Origin of the sequence: Vibrio sinaloensis (genome assembly GCF_000808535.1) — a bacterium.
Lineage (GTDB): Bacteria > Pseudomonadota > Gammaproteobacteria > Enterobacterales > Vibrionaceae > Vibrio > Vibrio sinaloensis_D.
Genome location: NZ_JWLV01000048.1, coordinates 140,647 through 165,672, shown reverse-complemented (window position 1 = coordinate 165,672; position 25,026 = coordinate 140,647). Strand labels below are relative to the sequence as shown.

The following is a 25,026-nucleotide window of genomic DNA, read 5'->3' as shown; positions in this document are numbered from 1 at the left end:
CTCCACGCTTTAAATGCGACTTACTTGTCAAAGTAAAAAAACTCGTTAATTTTGTCAGATTAGGAATCAACGTTTTTCACTTTGCTCTTCAGGCAGCATGGTCCCTTCACACCTAGACCCTTCTCTGCTTGAGAGCCGCATTGCCACGGAAAGTCTATTTTCATCATGTTTAAGTTGTATCGCAAACAAAGATTCAAGCGTCTTCAGAATACGCTCATGTTCGCGTTTCTTGCGCTAAGCATTACGCCGCTGACTATTACAGCTATCTTTTTCTTACAATCTCACACCACCGATCTACAAGAGCAGAGCACGTCGCACCTTGTCTCTGTGCGCGATAGCAAGCAGCAACAAGTGGTGGATTACCTGTATGCTAAAGAATCCGAGGTGATGGGTTTTGTCCGCTCCGAGCTTGCGTATGCCAGTGGCGGACGTTTTTACGGCTTAGTCAATGCCTTCCAAAGCTTGGGGCTAGATATTGAAAGTGCGCGCGAATATGCACAAAAGCGTTACATTCAAGGATCTGGCGATCAAATCAAAACGTCTATCCTGCCTCAATCGAACATTTTCAACGGTACAGAGCGTTATCGCCTACTGCACAAACGCTACCACTGGGCGTATCTAGAGCTTTTGAAGCGCTCCGATTTTGACGATATTCTGTTGGTCGATAGAGATGGTAATGTCACCTATTCAATCTTCAAATATGACAATTTCGGTACTAACCTACTTACTGGGCGCTATAAGGACGCCAATTTAGGTCAATCATTTAAGAAATTGCGCGATTTGGTTACAGAAAAACGCAAAGCGAATGAAGACTTCACCCCAGTATTGATTTCCGACTTCACTCAAGAACAAGGAAAGTCGGTGGCTTGGCTGGGAGCACCGATTATTCAGCAAGGATATTTGCACAGCTACGCGATGTTCCGCTTGCCTAACAATGGCATCACCAAACTGATTTCAGACACCAACAATATTGCCTCAATGAAGACGTTATTGGTGGGACCTGATTACCAGTCACGAACATTGGCTTATCAAAAAGAAGATATCGAATTAAGTAACGAAGTTGTCACTCTCGCGCTGAACGGTTTGACCAACGTCGGGACTTATACCAACACTGCCGGAGAAGAAACCATCGCTGCATACAGCCCAGTATCGCTAAAAGGCATTGATTGGGCGTTGGTTGTTGAAGTACCAGAAAGTGTCGCCTTCGCGCGCGTTCACCAACTCGAAAAACTGTTTGTTGCCGCCATGCTGATTGCGATTGTACTCGTGGTCATGGCGTCTCACTACCTATCCAACTTTATTACTTCCCCATTGCTAAAATTGACGTGGGCTGCAGAAAAAGTCTCAGCTGGAGATATGGATGCAGACATGATCAACATGGAAAGAAAAGATGAAATTGGACGTTTGGCTGTAAGCTTTGAACGGATGCAGCGTTCCATTCGTGAAAAAATTCAATTGATCAAACAGCAAAATGAAGAGCTAGAGAGCAACTTACAGCTTATCCAAAAACAGAATGATGAGTTGCAGTTAGCCAACAAACTGAAAGATGAGTTTCTCGCGACGACCTCTCATGAGTTGCGTACACCACTGCACGGTATGGTGGGGATCGCTGAAGCACTCATTTCAGGCGCGAATGGCCCCATTACCGCCGATCACAAGTACCAGCTCGATATCATCATCAGCAGCGGTCAACGCTTGGCGACCCTCGTCGATGACTTACTCGACTATCATAAAATGCGTTATGGCAACTTAGATATCGAAACCAGCGCGGTCGATTTATCTGGCTCAACCCGCTTGGTACTTGAGCTCTCTTCTCATCTGCTTGGCAACAAGCCACTGCGCATTATCAATCAAGTGCCAGAAGAACCGGTTTGGGTGAGTGCGGACCCTCAGCGTCTTGAGCAAGTCCTGTACAACCTGATTGGCAATGCGATCAAATACACTTCAGAAGGGAAAATTGTTATTTCCGCGACTGTGGTTGACAACAACATTCGCGTTCAAGTCGTCGATACTGGCCAGGGTATTCCTGCAGACCAGCTCGACCACATCTTTGAGCCGCTGATTCAAGCAGGCAACGATGCCAGTCGCTACCGACAAGGAGCTGGCCTAGGACTATCGATTAGCCGACAACTCATTGAGCTAATGAAAGGCTCTTTGTATGTCAGCAGTCAACCTATGGTTGGAACCACGTTTAGCTTTACGCTGCCGATAGCAACAGAAGAACAAATTGCTTCAGCGAGTCAATTCGACAGCCCACATTTCCAAGCACCAGAAAGCGCAGACATTGAACTTGCCGAGGTGACCAACGTGCCTGTGAACCCTGATGGGCCGCTGTTGCTGGTTGTGGACGATGAACCTGTCAATTTACGGGTCTTGGATAGTTTCCTCAGATTAGAAGGTTACCGTGTTCAGACAGCCAAAGATGGTTTAGAAGCCTTCGAAAAACTGGAAGCAGAGAAGCCGGAGCTGGTATTACTCGATATTATGATGCCAGGCATGAGTGGCTATCAAGTGTGTGAGAAACTCCGCCAAGATTACGATCACGCGCAGCTGCCTGTCATTATGCTAACCGCGCTAAATCAGGCCGACGACCGTCTTCGTGGCTTCGAGGCGGGCGCGAACGACTATTTGTCTAAGCCGTTCAATAAACAGGAGCTAGCCGCTCGTATTCGCGCGCACCTAACCGCGAGTAAAGCCGAACAGCGCAGGATTGAAAACCAACAGTTACAACTAGAACTCAAGCAGCGTGCTTTAGTCGAAGCGAGTCTGCTTGAAACGCAAGGGCGACTTCTTGAACAGCTTGAAACCGCGCCTGAAGCCATTATTTGTGTTCGTGAGGACAACAAAATACGTTTTGCCAACGAGGCAGCTTCAAAGCTATTCAAGCGCTCAACGGAGCAACTTAAGCGTTCATCGGCCGAAGAGCTTATCGCACCGAAATTCCTCAATATCACTCAGGATCACTACTGCGGAACGATAGACGTGTATGTTGAAGATGTTAGACAGCACCTTTCTACAGACATTCTCAAGCTACCAGAAGGCTCTGGACTGCGCTCCATTTATATATTCAATGTCGGTGGAAGCATCAATGCCAGTCGAATCAATAACCTTGAAACGGCGATTGAAGCCCTATCAAGCTATGCTTTCGATGGTGATAAAGCCAAGCTGCAAGAGCTCAAAGAGCTCGGTGGCGAGTTCACTCGTCTCGCGGATAAGGTTTCTTCAGACAGCAAACCCAAACAAGAGGTGATGCGTGAAATATTGGTCGATGCAATGACTAACGCGTTGGAGTACTGGGAAAGCGTTACAGGAGAAACCAAATTTGCCTTTGCAGAGAAGAGCGGTTTGTGGCGCGTTTATCTTGACCGGAGCACACTTCAAACCCGAACGCTTGATAAATACTTGCGTATCGAAACCCTACCTAAAACCCCTCGTTGGAGAACGGTATTGAGCTCTCTAGATTACATTCTGGAGCACTGTAACGAACAAAGCCCACAACGCGCTCATATTGAAGGGCTGCGCAATAAGCTACAACACTTACTGACAAGTTAGCCTAGCGATACACATAAGATTAAAGCCTGCACTTAGCAGGCTTTTTTGTTGCTAGTAGCCGTTACCCCTACACACAAAAATCTCTTTTTACGCCCCGTAAAACAAGCCAGGTTCTCTGCGATTTTGATGCTGATTATTTTATGTTTCCTATAAAAATTATCGCGTTCAAAGCCCAATTGACGTAAAAACAATCTATATTGAGAAGCCAGTCACAACAATACGGCAGATTTTATTTAATCCAATTAATTAACACTACAAACCATAAGTGATTAAGATCTCACATCGCCACACTTCGTAGAACAACCATAAATTATAAAGGCCAAAGCCTAAGTGAGCACTAACATACAAATACTATACGGAAAGTCACTGCGAGTCAGATCACGCAACAAAATTTGTACAAGATGCTTCTAGTTTGAGCACTATTAACGTTATTGACGAGAAACATGGCACTTTTTACGTTTTTAACGGGAAATCCAATTGCGAAAATTGACGTTAAAGTGTTTTCTTACTGTGCCTAAGGCCTACAGGCCACTCTAAAGATTGTGCATCTCCTCCGGATTGCAATCCAAAGTAGAGGTAGGCCTTAGAGAGTGTTTATCAATTGATGACATTCCATTCCATAAGTGAAATGAAAGCAAATAGTAAGGAACAGCTATGCTTGCCAACATTAAAAAAACAGCACTAGCAACAGCAATTATTGCAACAGCAACAACTGGATTCGCTTCAGTAGCGACTGCAGCTGAGCGCAGCGAACTGACTGTACACCCTAAAGAGTTTACAACCTTCGTTCGTAACTTTAACCCATTCTTGGGTGCAACGAACCTACACACTACAACGGACTTCATCTACGAGCCGCTTGTTGTTTTCAACGAAATGCACGGTAACACGCCTGTATTCCGTCTTGCTGAAAACTTCAAGATGTCTGATGACCTAATGAGCGTAACTTTCGATATTCGTAAAGGCGTGAAATGGTCTGATGGTCAAACGTTTGATGCAAATGACGTAGTGTTCTCTTTCAACCTTGTTAAGGAAAAACCAGAACTTGACCAAAGTGGTATCAACTCTTGGGTAACTGGCGTAGAAAAAGTAAACGACTACCAAGTTAAATTCCGTCTGACTGAAGCGAACTCTAATGTTCCTTACGAAATTGCAAAAGTACCTGTAGTACCTGAGCACGTATGGAAAGACATCAAAGATCCTGCATCATTCACTAACGAAAACCCTGTAGGTTCTGGTCCTTTCACAGAGATCGACACATTTACAGCACAACTTTACATCCAGTGTGCAAACCCGAACTACTGGGATGCAGACAACCTAGATGTTGACTGTCTACGCGTTCCACAAATCGCGAACAACGACCAATTCCTAGGTAAAGTTGTTAACGGTGAAATGGACTGGACTTCATCATTCATTCCTGACATCGACCGTACTTACGCAGCAGCTAGCCCTAACCACCAGTACTGGTACCCGCCAGCAGGTACTCAAGCGTTCGTTGTTAACTTCAAGAACCCAGATGCAGCGAAGAACGAAGCGCTAACTAACGTAGACTTCCGTCGCGCGTTCTCTATGGCTCTTGACCGTCAAACTATCATCGACATCGCGTTCTACGGTGGCGGTACAGTGAATGACTTCGCTTCAGGTCTAGGTTACGCATTCGAAACTTGGTCTGATGAAAAGACTCACAGCAAGTACAAAGGCTTCAACACGTACAACGTTGAAGGTGCTAAAGAGCTACTTAAGAAAGCTGGCTTCAAAGACGTCAACAAAGACGGCTTCGTAGACACTCCATCAGGTAAGTCATTCGAGCTTCTAATCCAATCGCCAAACGGCTGGACAGACTTCAACAACACGGTTCAACTTGCAGTTGAGCAACTTGCAGAAGTAGGCATCAAAGCAAAAGCTCGTACTCCAGACTTCTCTGTGTACAACCAAGCAATGCTTGAAGGTACGTACGACGTAGCTTACACAAACTACTTCCACGGTGCAGATCCACACACTTACTGGAACAGTGCATACAACTCAGCACTTCAGTCTGGTGATGGTATGCCTCGTTTCGCGATGCACTTCTACAAGAACGATAAGCTAGATGGTCTTCTAAACAGCTTCTACAAGACAGCTGACAAGCAAGAGCAGCTAGATATCGCTCACGGCATCCAGCAAATCATTGCTTCTGACCAAGTGACAATCCCTGTAATGTCTGGTGCTTACATGTACCAATACAATACAACTCGATTCACTGGTTGGTGGAACGAAGAAAATCCAAAAGGCCGTCCAAACATTTGGGCTGGTATCCCAGAGCGTCTACTACACGTACTGGACCTAAAACCAGTTAAATAAGTAGTTGTTCTAACTATGCGGCATACATTCCGTATGCCGCAAAATCCCCCACTCTTTCATAAGTTTGTCAAATGGCGCCAGTCGTCAGGGGATTGTTCGCTCTAAAATTTGTTTTCGCTAGAGCGACCTGAAACCAGAAACAGGGAAAATCTGGGTGAGTAAGGTGTGAGTTATGGGTTATTTTTTAAGACGTTTGTCGTTCTATTTGGTCGCATTATTAGTTGCTGCGACATTAAACTTTATTATTCCTCGAGCAATGCCAGGTGACCCAGTCACCATGATGTTTGCGAACGCTTCAGTTCAAGTAACACCAGAACGTATTGCTGCAATGAAAGAACTTCTAGGTTTTGTCGATGGCGGCCTTTTCGTTCAGTACATTGCCTACATGAAAAATGTGCTTAGCTGGGAGCTAGGTACGTCAATTCAGTTTTACCCGCTTTCAGTAAACAAACTGCTTGGTGGTGCCTTTGGTTGGTCACTATTCCTAGCCGGTACAGCGGTAATTCTTTCATTCTCGCTAGGCTCTATCCTAGGTATCTTTGCTGCATGGAAACGTGGTAGCAAATACGATGCATTTGTTACACCGGGCATGCTGATTATTCAGGCAGTTCCTCAAGTTGTTATTGCAATGCTAGCGCTATTCATTTTCGCAATTGGCTTGAAATGGTTCCCAACCGGTTATGCATACACCGCAGGTACAGTGCCAGATTGGACAAGTTGGGCATTTATTAAAGATGTCGCTTACCACGCCGTTCTTCCTTTGTTCTGTGCGTCTATCGTTCAGATTGGTGGCTTCTTGGTTAACATGCGTAACAACATGATCAACCTTCTCGCTGAAGACTACATCACGATGGCAAAAGGTAAGGGCCTCAGTGAAAACCGCGTAGTCTTCAACTACGCAGCACGCAACGCACTGCTTCCAAGTGTCACTGCACTTTCTATGTCGCTAGGTATGGCAATTGGTGGTCAACTTATCGTTGAAATCATCTTCAACTACCCAGGTTTAGGTACCGTACTACTGAACGCGATACATGCTCGTGACTACCAGGTGCTTCAAGGCCAATTAATCATTATGACGCTGTTCATGCTGTCATTTAACTTAATTGCAGATATGGCTTATGTCGTTCTAGACCCTCGCCTGCGCAAGGGAGGTAAATAATTATGAAACAACTATTTCAGCTAATTCTAGGCAATGCCTACGCTCGTATCGGTCTAATAATTGTTTCTCTTTTCTTACTGATGGCCATTTTCGCGCCAGTGCTTTCAAAGCATGCTCCAGATAAGAGAACAGGTAATCCACATGAATACCCAGGCTTTGTTGTCAAATCAGCACAAGCGAACCCGGATGGTTGGGTCGCACAAAATCTAGCTACAGACCGTCGTACCATGATCATGTCTAAAAAAGCAGACCATGTTTTGGGTACTAGCCGTATGGGTCGCGACATTTGGTCGCAACTTGTTCACGGCGCGCGTATTTCTCTAGGTGTTGGCTTCGGCGCAGGTATTACGGTTTGTTTCCTAGCCACGGTAATCGGTATTTCAGCAGGTTATTTCGGCGGCCGTGTTGACGATGTGCTCACTGCAGCAATGAACATCATGCTGGTTATCCCTCAGTACCCACTCCTATTTGTTCTCGCAGCCTTTATCGGTGAGGCAGGGCCACTGACCATTGCCATTATCATCGGCTGTACCTCCTGGGCATGGGGAGCGAGGGTAATACGCTCGCAAACTCTCGCCTTACGAGAGAAAGAGTTTGTTAAAGCAGCAGAAGTGTTGGGCGAATCGTCTTTCCGTATCATCTTTGTTGAGATTCTACCAAACCTTATCCCTATCGTAGGTGCAAGCTTCATCGGCTCTGTTATGTACGCAATTGGTATGGAATCCATTATCTCATTCTTAGGTCTTGGCGACCCAAGTACCATCAGCTGGGGCATCATGCTGTACAACGTACAAACATCGTCAGCAATGCTAATCGGCGCTTGGTGGGAAGTACTTGCTCCATGTTTGGCTCTTACTGTTCTTGTAACGGGTCTCGCTCTGCTTAACTTCGCCGTTGATGAAATTGCTAACCCGCAACTTCGTTCACACAAAGGTATGAAGCGTTGGAAGAAGCTAGCTGAACAAGACAAGAAAGAACGTACGCCAGACCTACCACCTCAAAATGCACTTTGGAGCGGAGATAAATAATTATGACTGCACCACTTATTTCTATCCGCAACCTTTGCGTGGATTACATTACTGATGCTGGCGATGTACGAGCTTGTAACAATGTCAGCTTTGATATCGCCCCTGGTGAAGTGTTTGGCCTAGCTGGTGAATCTGGCTGTGGTAAATCAACCGTTGCCTTCTCACTGATGCGTCTACATAAGCCGCCCGCGTTTATCACTGGTGGTGAGGTTATCTTCAATGGTGAAGATATCCTCAAATACAGCGATGAGCGCATGCAAGCGTTCCGCTGGAGTGAGATGTCGATGGTATTCCAAAGTGCCATGAATGCATTAAACCCAGTACTTACAATGGCAGATCAGTTCTGTGACGTAATCATGCGTCACACGAACATGACCCGCGAGCAAGCACTAAAACGTGCAGAAGGTCTGCTGGAGATCGTAGACATTCACCCGAGCCGTCTAAATGATTACCCACACCAGTTCTCTGGTGGTATGCGCCAGCGTTTAGTGATTGCGATTGCGCTCGCACTGAACCCTAAGATGATCATTATGGATGAACCAACCACGGCTCTGGATGTGGTTGTTCAACGCGAAATCCTGCAAAAAATCTATGCGCTTAAAGAAGAGTTTGGTTTCTCTATCTTGTTTATTACGCACGATATTTCGTTGATGGTCGAGTTCTCTGATCGTATCGGCATCATGTACTCAGGCGAACTGATTGAAGTTGCCCCATCAAAAGAGATATTGGAAAGCCCTTACCACCCTTACACTAAAGGGTTAGGTAGTTCTTTCCCTCCATTAACTGGCCCTAAAACTAAGTTGACCGGTATACCAGGTAATCCTTTGAACTTATTAGAAGTCCCTCAAGGTTGCCGATTCCAAGCACGTTGTGACCGCGTCCATGAAGCATGTACACGCGTTCCAACTCAACTTAGACAGATTGAGCCAAATCGTTTCTCTAATTGTCATCTTTACGGTGACCCAATTGCTCAGACTAAGCTCTAGCAACTCACTGAGAAACAATAAAAAAGATTACTGGAGACAATTATGAGCAAAGAATTTGGCCAGCTACTAGTGGAAGGAAAAAACCTAGTTAAGGATTTTCCTATCAACAGTAACTCCTTAAACCAACCAATGATGCGTGCCATTAACGATGTGTCATTCAAAATGTACAAAAGCCGCGGTCTATCCGTCGTTGGCGAGTCAGGCTCTGGCAAATCCACTACAGCCAAAATGATCGCGAAAATGTACGCACCCACTGACGGCATTATTGAGTACAAGGGTCGTGACATCCAAACGATTGACTCTCGCTCAGACCTAATGGCGTACCGCGAAGGTGTCCAGATGGTATGGCAAGACCCGTTTGGCTCATTAAACCCAACACATAACATCTTCCACCATATCTTGCGTCCGTTGCTGATCCACAAAAAAGTCGATCCTCGCAACAAAAAGGAGCAGGAAGAGCGTGTCTATGACTTACTCGAGCAAGTGGGTCTTATTCCGCCAAAAGAGACAGCGCAAAAGTTCCCTCATCAGCTTTCTGGTGGTCAACGTCAGCGCGTCAACTTAGCTCGCAACATTGCGGTAGGTGCAGAAGTTGTGTTGGCCGATGAGCCTACCTCAATGCTTGATGTGTCGATTCGTGCGGGTGTACTTAACCTAATGGAAGAGATGAAGTTTGAGAAAGAGATGTCTCTACTCTACATCACTCATGATATTGCGACGGCACGCTACATCGCCGAAGACCTAGCGGTTATGTATGTTGGACATATGGTGGAATGGGGTGACACCGAAGAGATCATCCACGATCCACAGCATCCTTATACACAGCTATTGGTTTCTGCGGTACCCGATCCAAGCAAGTCAATTCATGAGAAATTGAAAGGCAACAAAGGCGAGATTCCACTCTGGACTCCGCAATCCCTTGGTTGTCCATTTGCAGGTCGATGCCAACATGCGACAGACAAGTGTAAAGAGAAATTACCTGAAGTCACTCAGCTATCAGACAACCACTTTGTTCGCTGTTACTTATACGAAAACTAAAGACCACGAGCCAAGCCCGAAAGGTCTTGGCTCGATAACATCATAATAACTCATTCACCACTCGGAGATTTTAATGCTGCTACTTACTAACCATATTGGTTATGAAGCCCTTGGTCCAAAGCAAGCTGTACTGATGACCAGAAAGCCGCGCCTATCGACTACCACTGCGCTATTGGTGTGTGCTGACAGCCATCAAACAGTTGCTAACTTTAGCATTGAGAACGGAACGCAGGTTGCTCGTTGGCACCAAGGGAATTTTTTTCGCATTGATTTCTCCCAGTTTACTCAGGCAGGACGCTACTACCTGCGTGTCGATAATCTCCGTTCTGAGATCTTTAAGATCGAAACAGGCGTTCTTTTCGACACCACGCTATCGGATGTTCTGCACTACTTTAAGTCCCAACGTTGTGGTGGGCGTTTTGACAAGCAAGACCACACCATTCCACTTCTTGGTAGCGACACTCATGTTGACGTCCACGGTGGTTGGTACGACGCATCAGGCGATGTCAGTAAATACCTGAGCCATTTATCTTATGCCAATTATCTGAACCCTCAGCAGACTCCTATCGTTGTTTGGAACTTACTCAAAGGCCTCGAATTGGTTGCTCATGATGAGAATGTAGCCCTATTCACCAAAGTACGAATGATGGAAGAAGCCCTGTTTGGCGCTGACTTTCTTGTACGAATGCAAAATGAGCAAGGTTTCTTCTACATGACGGTGTTTGATAAATGGTCAAAAGACATCAAACAGCGCGAGATTTGTGCGTATGCCACTCAGGAAGGACACAAATCTGAAGATTACCAAGCGGCATTTAGACAAGGTGGTGGGGCATCTATCGCAGCGCTGGCGGCTGCCGCTCGTTTAGAAGAAAGTGGCGAGTTTGCGACGCAAGACTACCTTACAGCAGCCGAAAAAGGCTACTGGCACTTACGCGAGTTTAACCTTCAATACCTCAACGATGGTGAAGAAAACATCATCGATGAATACTGCGCGCTGCTCGCAGCTGTAGAACTTTACAAAACAACGAACAAGTCAGAGTACCTAACTGAATGTCGAGACTGGGCAGCGAAACTTCAGCTGCGTCAACAGTCAGATGAAAACTTCGCCCACTACTGGTCTGCCAATCAAGATGGGTCTCGACCTTACTACCATGCGGCAGAAGCAGGACTGCCTGTTATTGCTCTTTGCGCTTACCTCGCGGTTGAAACCGATAGTACACTTAAACAACAAGTTCAAACAACCATCTCGCAAAGTATTCAATTTGAACTAAACATTACTCATTTGACGGCAAACCCGTTTGGCTATCCGCGTCAATATGTAAAAGGGGTCAACGAGTCGAAACGAGACGCTTTCTTTGTCGCTCACAACAACGAGACGGGCTACTGGTGGCAAGGCGAAAACGCTCGTTTAGGTTCACTCTCTACCATGGCCCTGTTTGCATTGCCTTACATCGATGACATCCAGACACGCCAGCAATTGCTTCGTTTCTCACAAGATTCTATCAACTGGGTGCTCGGTCTAAACCCTTATCACATGTGCATGCTGGATGGACACGGCCACAATAACCCAGACTACTTACCGCAATATGGTTTCTTTAACGCCAAGGGTGGAGTTTGCAACGGTATTACTGGCGGCTTTGAGGATGAAGAAGATATCGCATTCAACCCTCCAGGACAGAAAGACGACATGCTGCAAAACTGGCGCTGGGGCGAACAGTGGATTCCTCATGGCGCTTGGTACTTGTTGGCCATCATCGCCCAGTACAACCATTTCAGCCAACAGGAGAAAAAATAGATGACACTTTACTATGTTGGTATTGATGGCGGAGGCACCTCTTGCCGAGCTCGAATTCGAGATGAAAAAGGAAACTGTATTGGTGAAGCCAAAAGTGGCAGCGCCAATATTCTACTGGGGATTGACGTTGCAATGACATCTATTGTCGATGCAATTACTCAAGCGGCAAAACAAGGCGGGTTAGATGAATCTCACTTTGGTCGTATGCACGTGGGTTTAGCCTTAGCAGGCGCAGAACAAAAATCAGCTTGGCAAGCCTTTATGGCCCTCAATCATCCATTCGCTTCATTAGTATTAAATACCGATGCTTACGGTGCATGTGTTGGTGCACACAACGGCGATGAAGGTGCCATTATGATCGCTGGCACTGGATCATGTGGTATCTACCTCGCACAAGGCGAGCAACATGTTGTGGGCGGCCGAGAATTTCCGATTTCCGATCAAGGCGGTGGCGCTGTCATGGGCTTACGTCTTATTCAACAAGTCTTGCTTGCAGCCGATGGCATCGTCGAGAAAACACCGCTAGCAGAACATGTCCTGAATCACTTCAATCAAGATATCGATCAAATCGTTGAATGGTCAAAAGGCGCTCTACCTAGAGATTACGGTCAATTCTCACCTGCAATTTTTGAACACGCCTACCAAGGCGATTCGCTAGGAATCAGCATGTTGAAGCAGACAGCCGCCGATGTAGAGATGTTTCTCATCGCGCTTAATCGCAAGGGTGCAACGCGAATCTGTCTAATGGGAAGTATTGCACAGCGAATTAAAGCGTGGCTCTCCCCTCCTGTTCAAAGCTGGATTGTCGAACCTCAGTTTGATGCGATTGAGGGTGCTCTCATGTTTGCGGGGAAACCCGAACATAACCTGTATTAAGGGCGAAACTATGAGCTTTCGTGTCGAACTCGCCGTTTTATCTGAGCAGAAACAATTCTGCCGCTTTGGCTTAACGGTACACAATTTAACCGATCAAGATCTGACAAACTGGCAGCTCCAGTTCATCATCGATCGCTATATCCAGCCAGATAGCTTTACGCATGGTTCGGTTGAACAAGTCGGCAGTTTCTGTCGCGTTACTCCCGACACACCTATCTTGACGGCTAACCAACACTACTACTGCGAGTTTAGCATTGGGACTGCGCCACTGCGTTTTTACACTGATGGACTTAAAGACGCGCTCATTACTACAGACGAAGGCACAGTTACCTACCCGGCGACTCTAACGCCTATCGTATTGGCCTCTCCGTACCGAGAGCGTAGTGAACTGCCGGACACCATTGCCTCCGATCTAGCCTTGATCCCAAAACCAAATCATATAGAGCAGCATGATGGCCATTTCCATTTATCGGCCTCTAGCCAAATCACACTGCAAGCCTCTTTAGCCGAAACGGCGGCGACTTGGCTACAACAAGAACTCTTCCAGCTGTTTAACTTTGAGGTTCAAACCATTGGTCAGAGTGACATTTTATATCGTAATAACCCAACGCTGGATGAGGGAGAATATCAGCTGACTGTCTCAGGATCTGGTGTTCGCCTAGAAGCAGGCTCAAGTATCGGTTTTGTCCACGCAAGCGCGACCTTACTGCAGCTGATTCAAGTGAATCAGGACCAAGGTTTATCGATTCCTTATATCAAGATTTGCGACACCCCGCGCTTTAAGTACCGCGGTATGATGCTCGATTGCGCTCGCCATTTTCATCCGATAGAGCGAGTGAAGCGTCTCATCAATCATCTTGCACACTACAAGTTCAACACTTTCCATTGGCACCTAACGGACGATGAAGGCTGGCGACTAGAAATCAAAGCCTACCCTCAATTAACCGAAATTGGTGCTTACCGTGGGACTGGTACACCAATCGTCCCTCAATACAGCCACTTAAACAGTGTGTATGGCGGGTACTATTCACAACAACAAGTGAAAGAAGTGATTGCTTACGCTGCGGAGCGCGGCATCACGGTGATCCCTGAGATAGATATTCCTGGCCACTGTCGAGCTGCGATTAAGTCTTTACCTCATCTACTGCAAGATAACGAGGACCGCTCTCAGTTTCGCAGCATACAGCACTACACAGACAATGTGCTAAACCCAGGTTTACCGGGTACCTATGAGTTTTTAGATACCGTTCTGGAAGAGGTCGCGGAGCTATTCCCTTCTCAATGGATCCATATCGGTGCCGATGAGGTACCTGATGGCGTGTGGCTTGAAAGCCCTGCATGTCAGAAGCTCATGGCTGATCGCGACTATCAGAGCGCAAAAGAGTTGCAAGGTCATCTCCTGCGTTATGCAGAGAAAAAACTGCGCACTCTTGGTAAACGAATGGTGGGTTGGGAAGAAGCTCAACATGGCAACAAGGTGAGCAAGGATACCGTCATTTACTCGTGGTTGAGCGAAGAAGCCGCACTGAATTGTGCGAAACAGGGCTTCGATGTGATTCTCCAACCAGGTCAGTCAACGTATCTCGATATGACCCAAGATTACTCTCCTGAAGAGCCTGGCGTCGATTGGGCTGCCGTCATCCCTCTAGAAAACGCGTATCGATATGAACCTCTCGCAGAAATCCCGGACAGCGATCCGGTAAGAAAACGCATTCTCGGTATTCAATGTGCGCTTTGGTGCGAAATCATTAACACACAACAGCGCATGGACTACATGATCTTCCCTCGTTTGACGGCCATGGCAGAAGCCTGTTGGACAAACAAGCCTCAACGTAATTGGGAAGATTATTTATCCCGGCTAAAAGGACACTTGCCACTTCTTGAGCGGCAAGGCGTCCAGTATCGCCAACCTTGGAAATAACATCTGGATTAATGACTCGTCATTAACAGTTTTCACTAGCTTTAAAGTTTTGGCTACCAAAGTGGTAGCTTGGTAAAAAGGAAATTAACATGAAATACGGCTATTTCGATAACGACAATCGTGAATACGTCATCACTCGACCAGACGTACCTGCGCCATGGACAAACTACTTGGGCACAGAGAAGTTCTGTACAGTCATCTCTCACAATGCTGGGGGATACTCTTTCTACAATTCACCTGAATATAACCGTGTTACTAAATTCCGTCCTAACGCGACATTCGATCGCCCAGGACACTACGTTTACCTGCGTGATGATGAAACCGGTGACTACTGGTCAATCTCTTGGCAACCAGTAGCGAAAAGCCTAGACGAAGCAAACTACGAAGTTCGCCATGGCTTGTCTTACTCTAAATTTAAGTGTGAATACAACGGTATTGAAGCTGAAAAAACGCTGTTCGTACCAAAAGGCGAAGACGCAGAAATCTGGGATGTGGTGATTAAAAACACCTCAGATAAACCACGTACGATCAGCGCATTCTCATTTGTTGAGTTCTCATTCAGCCACATTCAATCTGATAACCAAAACCATCAGATGTCTCTCTACTCTGCGGGCACCTCATACAACGAAGGCGTGATTGAGTACGACCTGTACTACAACACCAACGATTTCGAAGGCTTCTACTACCTAGCATCAACCTTTGACCCAGATTCATACGACGGTCAACGTGACAGCTTCCTTGGTCTGTACCGTGACGAAGCAAACCCGTTAGCGGTAGAACAAGGTAAGTGTTTCAACACAGCACAAACGTGTTACAACCACTGTGGCTCTCTACACAAGCAATTTACTATCCAACCAGGTCAAGAAGTTCGCTTTGCTTACATTCTAGGTATCGGTAAAGGCAACGGTGAGCGTCTACGTGCGAAATACCAAGACCTTGCTGAAATTGATAATGCGTTTGCGGGTATCAAAGCACACTGGGATGAGCGTTGTGGCAAGTTCCAAGTGAAATCACCAAACGAAGGTCTAGATACCATGATCAACGCTTGGACCTTATACCAAGCAGAGACTTGTGTGGTGTGGTCTCGTTTTGCTTCGTTCATCGAGGTGGGTGGTCGTACTGGTCTTGGTTACCGCGATACAGCGCAAGATGCAATCTCAGTTCCTCATGCTAACCCTGCAATGACGCGTAAACGTATCGTTGACCTGCTACGCGGTCAGGTGAAAGCGGGTTACGGTCTACACCTATTCGATCCAGATTGGTTCGATCCAGAGAAAGCTGACGTTAAACCATCGAAATCACCAACCGTAGTTCCAACACCTTCTGATGAAGACAAGATCCACGGTATCGAAGACACGTGTTCGGATGATCACCTATGGCTAGTTCCAACCATCTGTAAGTACGTTATGGAAACAGGTGAGCACAGCTTCTTTGACGAAGTGATCCCTTACGCTGACGGTGGCGATGCAACGGTTTATGACCACATGAAAGCCGCGCTAGACTTCTCTGCGGAGTACGTAGGTCAAACCGGTATTTGTAAAGGTCTGCGCGCAGACTGGAACGACTGTCTAAACCTAGGTGGTGGTGAATCTTCAATGGTGTCGTTCCTACACTTCTGGGCACTGCAAGAGTTCATCGACCTAGCGCAATACTTGGGTAAAGAAGCCGACGTTGAAAAATACACGGAAATGGCAGCAAACGTTCGTGAAGCGTGTGAAACACATCTTTGGGACGACGAAGGCGGTTGGTACATCCGTGGTCTGACGAAAAATGGTGACAAGATCGGTACAGCGCAACAAGCAGAAGGCCGTGTACACCTAGAGTCAAACACACTTGCGGTACTTTCTGGTGCAGTATCTCAAGAGCGCGGTGAGAAAGCGATGGACGCAGTAGACGAGAACCTATTCTCTGAATACGGCCTACACCTAAACTCGCCATCATTCGCAACGCCAAACGATGATATCGGCTTCGTAACTCGCGTTTACCAAGGCGTAAAAGAGAACGGTGCAATCTTCTCACATCCAAACCCATGGGCTTGGGTAGCAGAAGCGAAGTTAGGCCGTGGTGACCGTGCAATGAAGTTCTATGATGCACTAAACCCATACAACCAGAACGACATCATCGAAAAACGTATTGCAGAACCATACTCATACGTTCAGTTCATTATGGGTCGTGACCACCAAGACCACGGTCGTGCAAACCACCCATGGTTAACGGGTACATCTGGCTGGGCTTACTTCGCGGTAACTAACTTTATCCTTGGTGTGCGTACAGGCTTCGATGGTCTGACTATCGATCCTTGTATTCCAACGAACTGGCCTGGTTTCGAAGTGACTCGTCAATGGCTAGGTGCAACGTACAACATCAAAGTGGTTAACCCTGATTCAGTAAGCAAAGGCGTTAAGTCGATTACCGTGAACGGTGAAGCTGTAAGTGGTGCATCGGTGCCAGTTCAAGCGGAAGGTTCAGTAAACGAAGTTATCGTTACTCTAGGTTAATCATCTTTTAGGGGAGAGCTTCTCCCCTTGTGATTTATCCGATGCACTTGAGTTTGATAAGTGCATTGGTTCGCTAGCAAAGATTTAAGAAGCGGTGGGATGCCGCTCTTATCGAGGATCGAATCATGATCAAATTTGGTACAGGCGGCTGGCGTGCATTTATTGGTGAGGAGTTCACCAAAGATAATGTACGTTTGGTGGCTCAAGCAGTCGCAAACATCACGAATAACGAATCAGTTGCTGATCGCGGCTTTGTGATTGGCTATGACCGACGCTTTCTTTCTGATAAAGCTGGTCGTTGGTTTGCTGAAGTTCTAGCAGCAAACGGCATTGTCGTTAGCTTTATCGACAAATTTGTCCCAACGCCTATCGTAATGTTTAAAGCGAAGGAAATGGGCTGCGCGTACTCGGCATGTATTACCGCATCGCACAACCCTGCCGATTACAACGGCATTAAAGTCTTCATTGAAGGTGGTCGTGACGCAGATGAAATCATCACCCAAAAAATCGAGTCACAAATCGCTACGCTAACTGCGCAAGAGGTAAAAAGCGTTGATTTTGAACAGGCGGTTGAAGACAAACTGATTCAAATCATCAACCCAATGAACGAGTTTGTTGACTCGATCATCGACTTTATTGACATTGAAGCGATCAAGAAGGCCAACTTACGCGTTCTTATCGATCCTATGTTCGGCGTCGCGAAAAACGCGCTGCAGACGGTACTGATCAATGGTCGCTGTGATGTTGACGTAATCAATGACGGTAAAAACCCAGACTTCGGTGGCTTAATGCCGTCACCAAGTGCAGCAACGCTTTATCGTCTCAAACATCTTGTCGCCGCCGAAGGCTACGATATTGGTATCGGCACTGATGGTGACGCTGACCGACTCGGAATCATTGATGAAAAGGGCAACTTTATTCACCCAAATGAAGTGCTCATTCTGTTGTACTACTACTTGTTAGAGTACAAAGGCTGGACGGGCTCGGTGGTTCGTAACATCGCTACGACGCATATTTTAGATAAAATCGCTGCAGATCACGGTGAAAAATCGTTCGAAGTTCCTGTTGGGTTTAAACACATCAGTTCACAAATGGAAGCCGACGATTCACTGATTGGTGGTGAATCGTCGGGCGGTTTAACCATTCGTGGACACATCAAGGGCAAAGATGGCGTTTTTGCATCGAGCTTGTTGGTCGAGATGATTTCTGTTACAGGCAAGAAACTGTCTGAGTTGCTGGATGAAATATACGGCAAGTACGGCTATGCCTATACCGCAGAGGGAGACTGTAAGTTCAAACCAGCGGAGAAAGAGGCACTGTACAACAAAATCTACGTTGAGAAACAGCTGCCTGAGTTTGACTTTGAGATCGATAAAGTCAGCTATGAAGATGGTGCAAAAGTCTACTTCAAGAATGGCGGTTGGGTCATTGCTCGCTTCTCAGGCACAGAGCCTTTACTGCGCATCTTTGCCGAAATGGAAGATAAAGAAACTGCAGAATGTGTTCTTCAGCAAGTGAAAAACTTCTTGCAACTTTAACGGAGTGTAAACTCCGTCCCTATAGGTGAAGAACACTTGCCCAGCTCTCGAGCTGGGCTTTTTTATCTTAGCAACTAGAAAGCAAGGACACCCTGCGTTTCAACCTTCACTGAGACCTGTTGACCAATAGTGAGCGGTTCTGCAGAGCTGGCGATCAATTTCTGGCCGCTTGCATCAATCACATAACGACAATGATCGCCCATAAATTGCTGCTCAAGCACTGTGACACTGCTCTCTTCTGCTGCACTGATTTGTACATGTTGCGGACGAAGTAATAGTTCGCAATGCTCACCGATAGAGATGTCTTGTTGCGCCATCGCTTCTACCAAACCCAACTGCGTTTCGTACTCAGACTCTGATGCACGAGTCGCAGATAGGTAGCTTCCACCACCCAAGAAATCAGCAACGAACTTGCTAGAGGGTTGATAGTAGAGCTCACTCGCTGTGCCATATTGCTCAATCACACCGTGATTCATCACCGCCATCTTGTCAGCAAAGGCAAACGCCTCCTCACGACTGTGAGTCACAAAAATGGCCGTCACGCCCTGCTTTTTGAAGATTTTGCGGATCTCGCCAATCAGCTCATGACGAACTTGAGTATCAATGTTTGAAAATGGCTCATCGAGTAAGAGCAGATCGGGTTTGTACGCTAGCGAACGAGCGATAGCCACACGCTGTTGCTGGCCGCCGGAAAGTTGGTGTGGGTAGCGTTCAGCATAACCATCAAGATGAACCAGCTCTAGCATCTCATTCACTTTTGACTGTTGCTGATCATGCGGCAAATCACGCAGACCAAAGGCAACATTTTGCGATACCGTTAAATGGGGAAACAACGCGTAATCTTGAAAGATCATGCCAATGTTACGCTGCTCTGGTGGAAGCCAGTTTTTTCCATCATCAATCAGCATGCAGTTTAAGCTCATGGTTCCCGAGCTTAATGGCAACAAACCGGCAATGGCTTTCAATAATGTTGTCTTCCCACAACCACTGGCACCCAGCAAACAGACGATTTCGCCTTGCTCTACTTCCAGCGACAAAGACTCCAACACTGTGGTTTGTTCGTCATATTTGCACGTGAGGTCTCGAATCGATAATGCGCAGCTCATCAGTGTGAATGCTCCAGTGAACGGTTAACTATAACTAACGGGACTAAACCCACCAAAACGAGCAGCACAGCCGGCAACGCCGCTAGCTCTAAATGCTCATCAGAGGCAAAGTTATAAACATAGGTGGCGAGTGTTTCAAAATTGAAGGGACGCAACAACAGTGCAGCGTTTAGCTCTTTCATGGATTCAATAAACACCAGTAATGCCGCAATCAAGGCGCCACGGCGCACGAGTGGAAAATGCACGCGCCATAACATGGTGTTGGCGTTGCACCCCATGGTTCTCGATGCCATATCCAGCGATGGGGAGACTTTACTCAAGCTACTCTCGACGCTACCAATCGCCACCGCAGAAAAGCGCACCACCATAGCAAAGATAATCGCAAACATAGAGCCTGAGAATATGAGCCCAGGACGTCCCCAATTCATCATTTTAGCCACATCGTTGACAAAATGATCCATAAATAGCACGGGAACCATTACCCCAATGGCTAGCACCGTACCCGGCACAGCGTAGCCCATCGAGGACAAACGCATGAAAGCAAGACTTTTTCTTCCTGGGCTAACACGCTGACAGAAATTCACAATCAATGCGACGAGAACACCAAAAAACGCTGCGGTCAAAGAGACATATAAGCTGTTCAACGCATACTCACGAAACTCAGCAGTCCAACTTTGCGCGAAGTACTTGTAGGCATAGATAATCAACTGACCTAGCGGGAATATAAACGCGATAGAGACCAAGCCCCAGCACCATGCCAACGCAAACCATTTTTTCCAACCAGAGAGCTGGTAACGGAAATCTTCTCGACTACTAAATTGATTTTGAAATAACTTTTGCTTGCGACGGCTGTAGCGCTCTGCACTAAGAAGTAAGATGACAACCACCAGCATAATGGCAGAGATTTTCGCTGCCGCGGTCAAGCTAGAGTAGCCAAGCCAAGTATCATACACCGCCGTCGTCAGGGTATTTACCGCAAAGTAGCTTACGGTACCAAAGTCACCAATCGTTTCCATGGCGACCAAAGAGAGACCGACCGCAATTGATGGTCTAACGAGTGGCAGCGATATACGGCGAAAGCTCTCCCAAGGTGAACATTTCAATAGACGTGCGGATTGGAGTAGTGAAACGTTTTGTTCCATAAATGCCGCTCGGCACAACAAATAGACGTAGGGATAAAGAACTAGCGAAAGGACGATAATAGCGCCAGTGAGAGTTCGAATATCTGGAAACCAATATTCTCCTGGCCCCCATCCTGTTAAGTCACGCAATAGGATCTGGACTGGGCCAGCAAAATCAAACCAATCGGTAAATATATAACCAACGATATAGCCGGGCATCGCGAGCGGTAGTACCAGTGCCCACTGGAGAACTCGTTCGCTCGGTAGGCGACACATTGCCATAAACCAAGCAGAAGGAATGCCAAGTAACAAAGACAATGTCATCGTCCCTAACACTAATACGATCGTGTTAAAGGCATAAGTGGGCATCACCGTCGACATCAAGTGAGAAAACAGTTCGTTTGTCTCACCGACTGCGGTTGTGAATATTGCCAAGATCGGCAAAACCAGTAGCAAAGCAAGCACTCCACTACTGGTTTTCCATAGGTAATTTTTTTCTTTCATCGCCTAATTACAACGAGGCCGTATGAAACATAAATGCAGTTGCAAATACATCTCATATCCCTTTAATAGTTTAGGGGTAGTTATACCCATAAAAACAAACAACCTCAAGTAACCCTGATAAAAGAGCGACTTGAGGCTGTATTCTAGCGAGGTTTATTGACCCGCTAAATGACTATTAAAGGTCGAATTTAACTTCGTCTAGAAGTTTGATTGCTGCTTCGTGATGATCAGCGATCTCGTCTAGAGAAATTGTATCTGCTTTGAAGTCACCCCAAGATGCTACTAGCTCAGAGCGCTTAACACCTTCTTTAACTGGGTACTCGTAGTTTACTTCTGCGTACATGCTTTGCGCTTTGTCACCAGATAGGAATTCCATCAGCTTCACTGCGTTCTCTTTATTTGGAGAGTACTTAGCCATCGCCATACCAGAGATGTTTACGTGAGTGCCTGTTGTCTTCTGGTTCGGGAAGTTGATGTAAACTGCATCTGCCCACGCTTTTTGCTCAGCGTCATTCACCATCTTACCTAGGTAGTAGCTGTTACCAAGAGAAACGTCACATAGACCTTCTTTGATAGCTTTAACTTGTGCACGGTCATTACCTTGAGGCTTGCGTGCTAGGTTTGCTTTAACGCCTTCTAGCCACTCTTTTGTCTCCGCTTCACCTTTGTGAGCAATCATTGAAGACACTAGAGATACGTTGTATGGGTGCTTACCGCTACGAGTACAGATTTTACCTTTGAATTCAGGCTTAGCTAGATCTGCGTAGTTGAACTCTTCACCTAGACGACCAACACGGTCACGTGAAGAGTAGACGCTGCGCGTACGAGTTGTTAGAGCAAACCACTCGTTTTCAGTGTCTTGGTATTGTGCAGGAATGTTCTTTTCTAGAACGTCACTTTGTACTGCTTGAACAAGATCTTTGTTAGTTAGCTCCGCTAGGCGGCTGATATCAACCGTAAGAATAACGTCAGCTGGGCTGTACTCGCCCTCTTGAGCCAACTTCTCTGCTAGACCTTTCTTCGCAAACTTCACGTTTACTTTGATACCAGTCTCTTTCGTGAACTCGTTGAACATTGGCTCAACTAGGAACGGCTGGCGGTAAGAGTATACGTTCACTTCTTCTGCTGCCATTGCTGCTGAAGGTGCAATTGTTGCACATGCTAATGCTGAAAGAGTGAGCAGTTTTTTCATTGGTTCAATCCTTTAGTATTCGTAATGATAACGTTTATCAGTTGCGTTATTATATTCATCATAGTTTAGAAAACAATGATGCGAAACAAAAAAACCTGCTCATCAGAGCAGGTTTTTGATAGTTTTATTTGTAAGTATTTGTTACGTCACATTTAGAGTTCTTACTTAACCGTGACAAATTCTGGGTAAGCACCAACACCACAGTCATGCATATCCATACCTTCCATCTCTTCATCTTCCGAAACACGAATACCGATGGTCGCTTTTAGTACCGCCCAAACCGCTAGGCTCGCACCGAACACCCAAGCAAAGATAACTGCCGCACCGAATAGTTGAGCACCGAAAGTCGCATCGCTGTTGCTTAGTGGAACAACCATTAAGCCGAAGAAACCGCAGACACCGTGCACAGAGATCGCACCTACTGGATCGTCAATCTTAAGCTTATCAAGGGCGATGATGCTAAACACCACGAGTGCACCAGATACCGCACCAATTGCCACAGCGTACAGCGGCGAAGGCGATAGAGGGTCTGCTGTGATAGCCACAAGACCTGCCAACGCACCATTAAGAATCATGGTTAGGTCAGCTTTGCCCCAAGTTGTTTTACAAACAAGTAGTGCTGCAATGGCACCGGCTGCAGCGGCTGCGTTAGTGTTCAAGAAGATTTGACCGACTGCTGTTGCGTTCTCGAAGTCTGACACCATCAGTTGAGAACCGCCGTTGAAACCAAACCAACCGAACCAAAGGATGAAGGTACCCAAAGTTGCAAGCGGCATGTTTGAACCAGGAATTGGGTAGATTTCGCCATTTTTACCGTATTTACCTTTACGAGCACCCAGCAGTAGAACACCGGCTAGCGCAGCAGCTGCACCCGCCATATGAACAATACCCGAACCAGCAAAGTCACTAAAGCCAGCTTCTGATAGGAAACCACCGCCCCAAGTCCAATAACCTTCCATTGGGTAAATAAATGCCGTTAGCACTGCCGAAAAGATAAGGAATGACCAAAGCTTCATGCGCTCGGCAACCGCGCCTGACACAACTGACATGGCTGTCGCAACGAATACCACTTGGAAGAAGAAGTCAGATTCTAGTGAATGATCCGCTCCTTCGCCTTGAGTGCCAATTAATGCACCAAATGATGGCAACCATCCGCCTTCACCATTATCAACGTACATGATGTTGTAGCCAACGAGCAAGAACATGGTACAAGCAATCGCGTATAAGCAGATGTTCTTAGTTAAAATCTCTGTGGTGTTTTTTGAACGTACTAAACCTGCTTCTAACATGGCAAAGCCAGCGGCCATCCACATGACCAACGCACCTGAAATGAGGAAGAAAAAAGTGTCTAGTGCGTAACGTAGTTCCGTTACTGTTGTCGTTAATTCCATCTTATTGTCTCCAGTCCTTCGAATTCTTATCGCTGTTAAAGCGCTTCTGCATCCATTTCGCCAGTACGAATTCGTACCGCTTGGCTCAAGTCGTATACAAAGATTTTTCCATCACCGATTTTTCCAGTGTGCGCCGCTTTAGATATCGCTTCGATAACGCGATCGACATTCTCTGCTTGAGTTGCTATCTCTAGTTTTACTTTTGGTAAGAAATCCACTTGATATTCTGCACCTCGGTAAAGCTCTGTATGCCCTTTTTGACGACCAAAGCCTTTAACCTCTGATACTGTCATCCCTTCGATGCCAACATCGGCCAATGCCTCACGTACATCGTCTAATTTGAACGGTTTGATAATCGCATTTATAAGTTTCATCGCATCCTCTCTGAAGCTGTCTTCCTTTTGTCTTATACAATCCAAGGTATGTGCCAACTTTTTAACTTATTGATTAATATGAAATTTAACTTTAATCAGCTGCTGAAATGCAAAAAGGGCGCACCGATATGGTGCGCCCTTTTCCCAATATTAAAGCAAGGTGGTCAAACCTCACCAATGCTGTGCATTTACTTTGTGGTTAGAAACTCTTTCCATTGTTCGATGAGTGCTTCAAAGTCTTCCAACCCACAACTTGCTGTACTTTCGCTGTCATAAAAATCGAACTCACTCCCCGACTCCATCTCATCACCATGAGTCAGTACATTCTCTTGAACGATCACCTCGTCTCCCTGAATGTTGACGCTGATCTCGGTACCAAGCAGTAGATGTTCTTTTTGCGGTTCCATCCGAGCTTGGTCCGTTAACTGTTCAACTTGAGCTATCTTGTCCCAATCCTTGCCAACTTCTTCTTGCAACCAACGCCCGACAATTTCATGCCCCATGCTCGACTTGACGTAATACTCTCCCATTAATGTATTACGAATGAATTCAAACTCCATAACACGCCTTTTGCCTTCTAGCCTGCATAATGGGCGGCAGTATACAGACT

17 protein-coding genes are annotated in these 25,026 nt (G+C 46.3%); 11 read left to right on the top strand and 6 right to left on the bottom strand.

The genetic code is table 11. The features are described 5' to 3' along the window. Nucleotides 1-165 precede the first annotated feature (165 nt). From RJ47_RS19535 to RJ47_RS19485, 11 genes are all read left to right on the top strand, one after another. A complete protein-coding gene (locus RJ47_RS19535; RefSeq protein ID WP_039486340.1) occupies nt 166-3,552 on the top strand; it encodes a response regulator in 3,387 nt (1,128 codons plus the stop codon). Nucleotides 3,553-4,206: 654 nt separating this feature from the next. Continuing rightward, nucleotides 4,207-5,889, top strand: coding sequence for an ABC transporter substrate-binding protein (locus RJ47_RS19530; RefSeq protein ID WP_039486338.1), 1,683 nt, complete (start codon nt 4,207-4,209; stop codon nt 5,887-5,889). Between the two features lie 172 nt (nt 5,890-6,061). Further along, the gene (locus RJ47_RS19525) at nt 6,062-7,048 is read left to right on the top strand and encodes an ABC transporter permease (protein ID WP_005474325.1); all 987 of its coding nucleotides are present in this window, start codon (nt 6,062-6,064) and stop codon (nt 7,046-7,048) included. 2 nt (nt 7,049-7,050) lie between these two features. Further along, nucleotides 7,051-8,076, top strand: a complete 1,026-nt coding sequence (locus RJ47_RS19520; RefSeq protein ID WP_038137568.1) for an ABC transporter permease — start codon at nt 7,051-7,053, stop codon at nt 8,074-8,076. A gap of 2 nt (nt 8,077-8,078) precedes the next feature. Beyond that, a complete protein-coding gene (locus RJ47_RS19515; RefSeq protein ID WP_005474318.1) occupies nt 8,079-9,062 on the top strand; it encodes an ABC transporter ATP-binding protein in 984 nt (327 codons plus the stop codon). 42 nt (nt 9,063-9,104) lie between these two features. After that, nucleotides 9,105-10,100 (top strand): ABC transporter ATP-binding protein, encoded by a 996-nt coding sequence (locus tag RJ47_RS19510; protein ID WP_005474333.1) that lies wholly within the window; start codon nt 9,105-9,107, stop codon nt 10,098-10,100. 73 nt (nt 10,101-10,173) lie between these two features. After that, nucleotides 10,174-11,895 carry a glycoside hydrolase family 9 protein gene (locus tag RJ47_RS19505; protein ID WP_039486336.1) on the top strand — a complete coding sequence of 574 codons (1,722 nt, stop codon included), beginning with the start codon at nt 10,174-10,176 and terminating at the stop codon, nt 11,893-11,895. After that, complete coding sequence (locus tag RJ47_RS19500; protein WP_038214601.1) at nt 11,896-12,771, top strand: N-acetylglucosamine kinase; 876 nt, start codon at nt 11,896-11,898, stop codon at nt 12,769-12,771. A 10-nt stretch (nt 12,772-12,781) separates the two neighbouring features. Further along, on the top strand, nt 12,782-14,692 hold the full coding sequence (locus RJ47_RS19495; RefSeq protein ID WP_039486335.1) for a beta-N-acetylhexosaminidase: 1,911 nt from the start codon (nt 12,782-12,784) through the stop codon (nt 14,690-14,692). Between the two features lie 89 nt (nt 14,693-14,781). Continuing rightward, nucleotides 14,782-17,190 carry a GH36-type glycosyl hydrolase domain-containing protein gene (locus RJ47_RS19490; protein ID WP_039486332.1) on the top strand — a complete coding sequence of 803 codons (2,409 nt, stop codon included), beginning with the start codon at nt 14,782-14,784 and terminating at the stop codon, nt 17,188-17,190. A gap of 125 nt (nt 17,191-17,315) precedes the next feature. Beyond that, nucleotides 17,316-18,728 carry a phosphoglucomutase/phosphomannomutase family protein gene (locus tag RJ47_RS19485; RefSeq protein ID WP_005474260.1) on the top strand — a complete coding sequence of 471 codons (1,413 nt, stop codon included), beginning with the start codon at nt 17,316-17,318 and terminating at the stop codon, nt 18,726-18,728. A 74-nt stretch (nt 18,729-18,802) separates the two neighbouring features. Here RJ47_RS19485 and RJ47_RS19480 read toward each other — a convergent pair whose 3' ends face one another. From RJ47_RS19480 to RJ47_RS19455, 6 genes are all read right to left on the bottom strand, one after another. Further along, nucleotides 18,803-19,834 (bottom strand): ABC transporter ATP-binding protein, encoded by a 1,032-nt coding sequence (locus tag RJ47_RS19480; protein WP_039486330.1) that lies wholly within the window; start codon nt 19,832-19,834, stop codon nt 18,803-18,805. Then, nucleotides 19,834-21,459, bottom strand: coding sequence for an ABC transporter permease (locus RJ47_RS19475; protein ID WP_039486328.1), 1,626 nt, complete (start codon nt 21,457-21,459; stop codon nt 19,834-19,836). Before RJ47_RS19475 ends, RJ47_RS19480 begins: the two co-directional genes overlap by 1 nt. A gap of 175 nt (nt 21,460-21,634) precedes the next feature. Beyond that, a complete protein-coding gene (locus RJ47_RS19470; RefSeq protein WP_038137585.1) occupies nt 21,635-22,651 on the bottom strand; it encodes a Fe(3+) ABC transporter substrate-binding protein in 1,017 nt (338 codons plus the stop codon). Between the two features lie 161 nt (nt 22,652-22,812). Beyond that, on the bottom strand, nt 22,813-24,042 hold the full coding sequence (locus RJ47_RS19465) for an ammonium transporter (RefSeq protein ID WP_038137588.1): 1,230 nt from the start codon (nt 24,040-24,042) through the stop codon (nt 22,813-22,815). A gap of 35 nt (nt 24,043-24,077) precedes the next feature. Then, nucleotides 24,078-24,416: a P-II family nitrogen regulator gene (gene glnK, locus RJ47_RS19460; RefSeq protein ID WP_038137591.1), complete on the bottom strand. Its 339-nt coding sequence runs from the start codon at nt 24,414-24,416 to the stop codon at nt 24,078-24,080. 188 nt (nt 24,417-24,604) lie between these two features. Then, nucleotides 24,605-24,976 carry a YacL family protein gene (locus RJ47_RS19455; RefSeq protein WP_038137600.1) on the bottom strand — a complete coding sequence of 124 codons (372 nt, stop codon included), beginning with the start codon at nt 24,974-24,976 and terminating at the stop codon, nt 24,605-24,607. Nucleotides 24,977-25,026: the final 50 nt, after the last annotated feature.

Coding starts and splice junctions, on each gene's coding strand:
- RJ47_RS19535 (WP_039486340.1), top strand. CDS start 166: ATGTTTAAGTTGTATCGCAAACAAAGATTCAAGCGTCTTCAGAATACG.
- RJ47_RS19530 (WP_039486338.1), top strand. CDS start 4,207: ATGCTTGCCAACATTAAAAAAACAGCACTAGCAACAGCAATTATTGCA.
- RJ47_RS19525 (WP_005474325.1), top strand. CDS start 6,062: ATGGGTTATTTTTTAAGACGTTTGTCGTTCTATTTGGTCGCATTATTA.
- RJ47_RS19520 (WP_038137568.1), top strand. CDS start 7,051: ATGAAACAACTATTTCAGCTAATTCTAGGCAATGCCTACGCTCGTATC.
- RJ47_RS19515 (WP_005474318.1), top strand. CDS start 8,079: ATGACTGCACCACTTATTTCTATCCGCAACCTTTGCGTGGATTACATT.
- RJ47_RS19510 (WP_005474333.1), top strand. CDS start 9,105: ATGAGCAAAGAATTTGGCCAGCTACTAGTGGAAGGAAAAAACCTAGTT.
- RJ47_RS19505 (WP_039486336.1), top strand. CDS start 10,174: ATGCTGCTACTTACTAACCATATTGGTTATGAAGCCCTTGGTCCAAAG.
- RJ47_RS19500 (WP_038214601.1), top strand. CDS start 11,896: ATGACACTTTACTATGTTGGTATTGATGGCGGAGGCACCTCTTGCCGA.
- RJ47_RS19495 (WP_039486335.1), top strand. CDS start 12,782: ATGAGCTTTCGTGTCGAACTCGCCGTTTTATCTGAGCAGAAACAATTC.
- RJ47_RS19490 (WP_039486332.1), top strand. CDS start 14,782: ATGAAATACGGCTATTTCGATAACGACAATCGTGAATACGTCATCACT.
- RJ47_RS19485 (WP_005474260.1), top strand. CDS start 17,316: ATGATCAAATTTGGTACAGGCGGCTGGCGTGCATTTATTGGTGAGGAG.
- RJ47_RS19480 (WP_039486330.1), bottom strand. CDS start 19,834: ATGAGCTGCGCATTATCGATTCGAGACCTCACGTGCAAATATGACGAA.
- RJ47_RS19475 (WP_039486328.1), bottom strand. CDS start 21,459: ATGAAAGAAAAAAATTACCTATGGAAAACCAGTAGTGGAGTGCTTGCT.
- RJ47_RS19470 (WP_038137585.1), bottom strand. CDS start 22,651: ATGAAAAAACTGCTCACTCTTTCAGCATTAGCATGTGCAACAATTGCA.
- RJ47_RS19465 (WP_038137588.1), bottom strand. CDS start 24,042: ATGGAATTAACGACAACAGTAACGGAACTACGTTACGCACTAGACACT.
- glnK (WP_038137591.1), bottom strand. CDS start 24,416: ATGAAACTTATAAATGCGATTATCAAACCGTTCAAATTAGACGATGTA.
- RJ47_RS19455 (WP_038137600.1), bottom strand. CDS start 24,976: ATGGAGTTTGAATTCATTCGTAATACATTAATGGGAGAGTATTACGTC.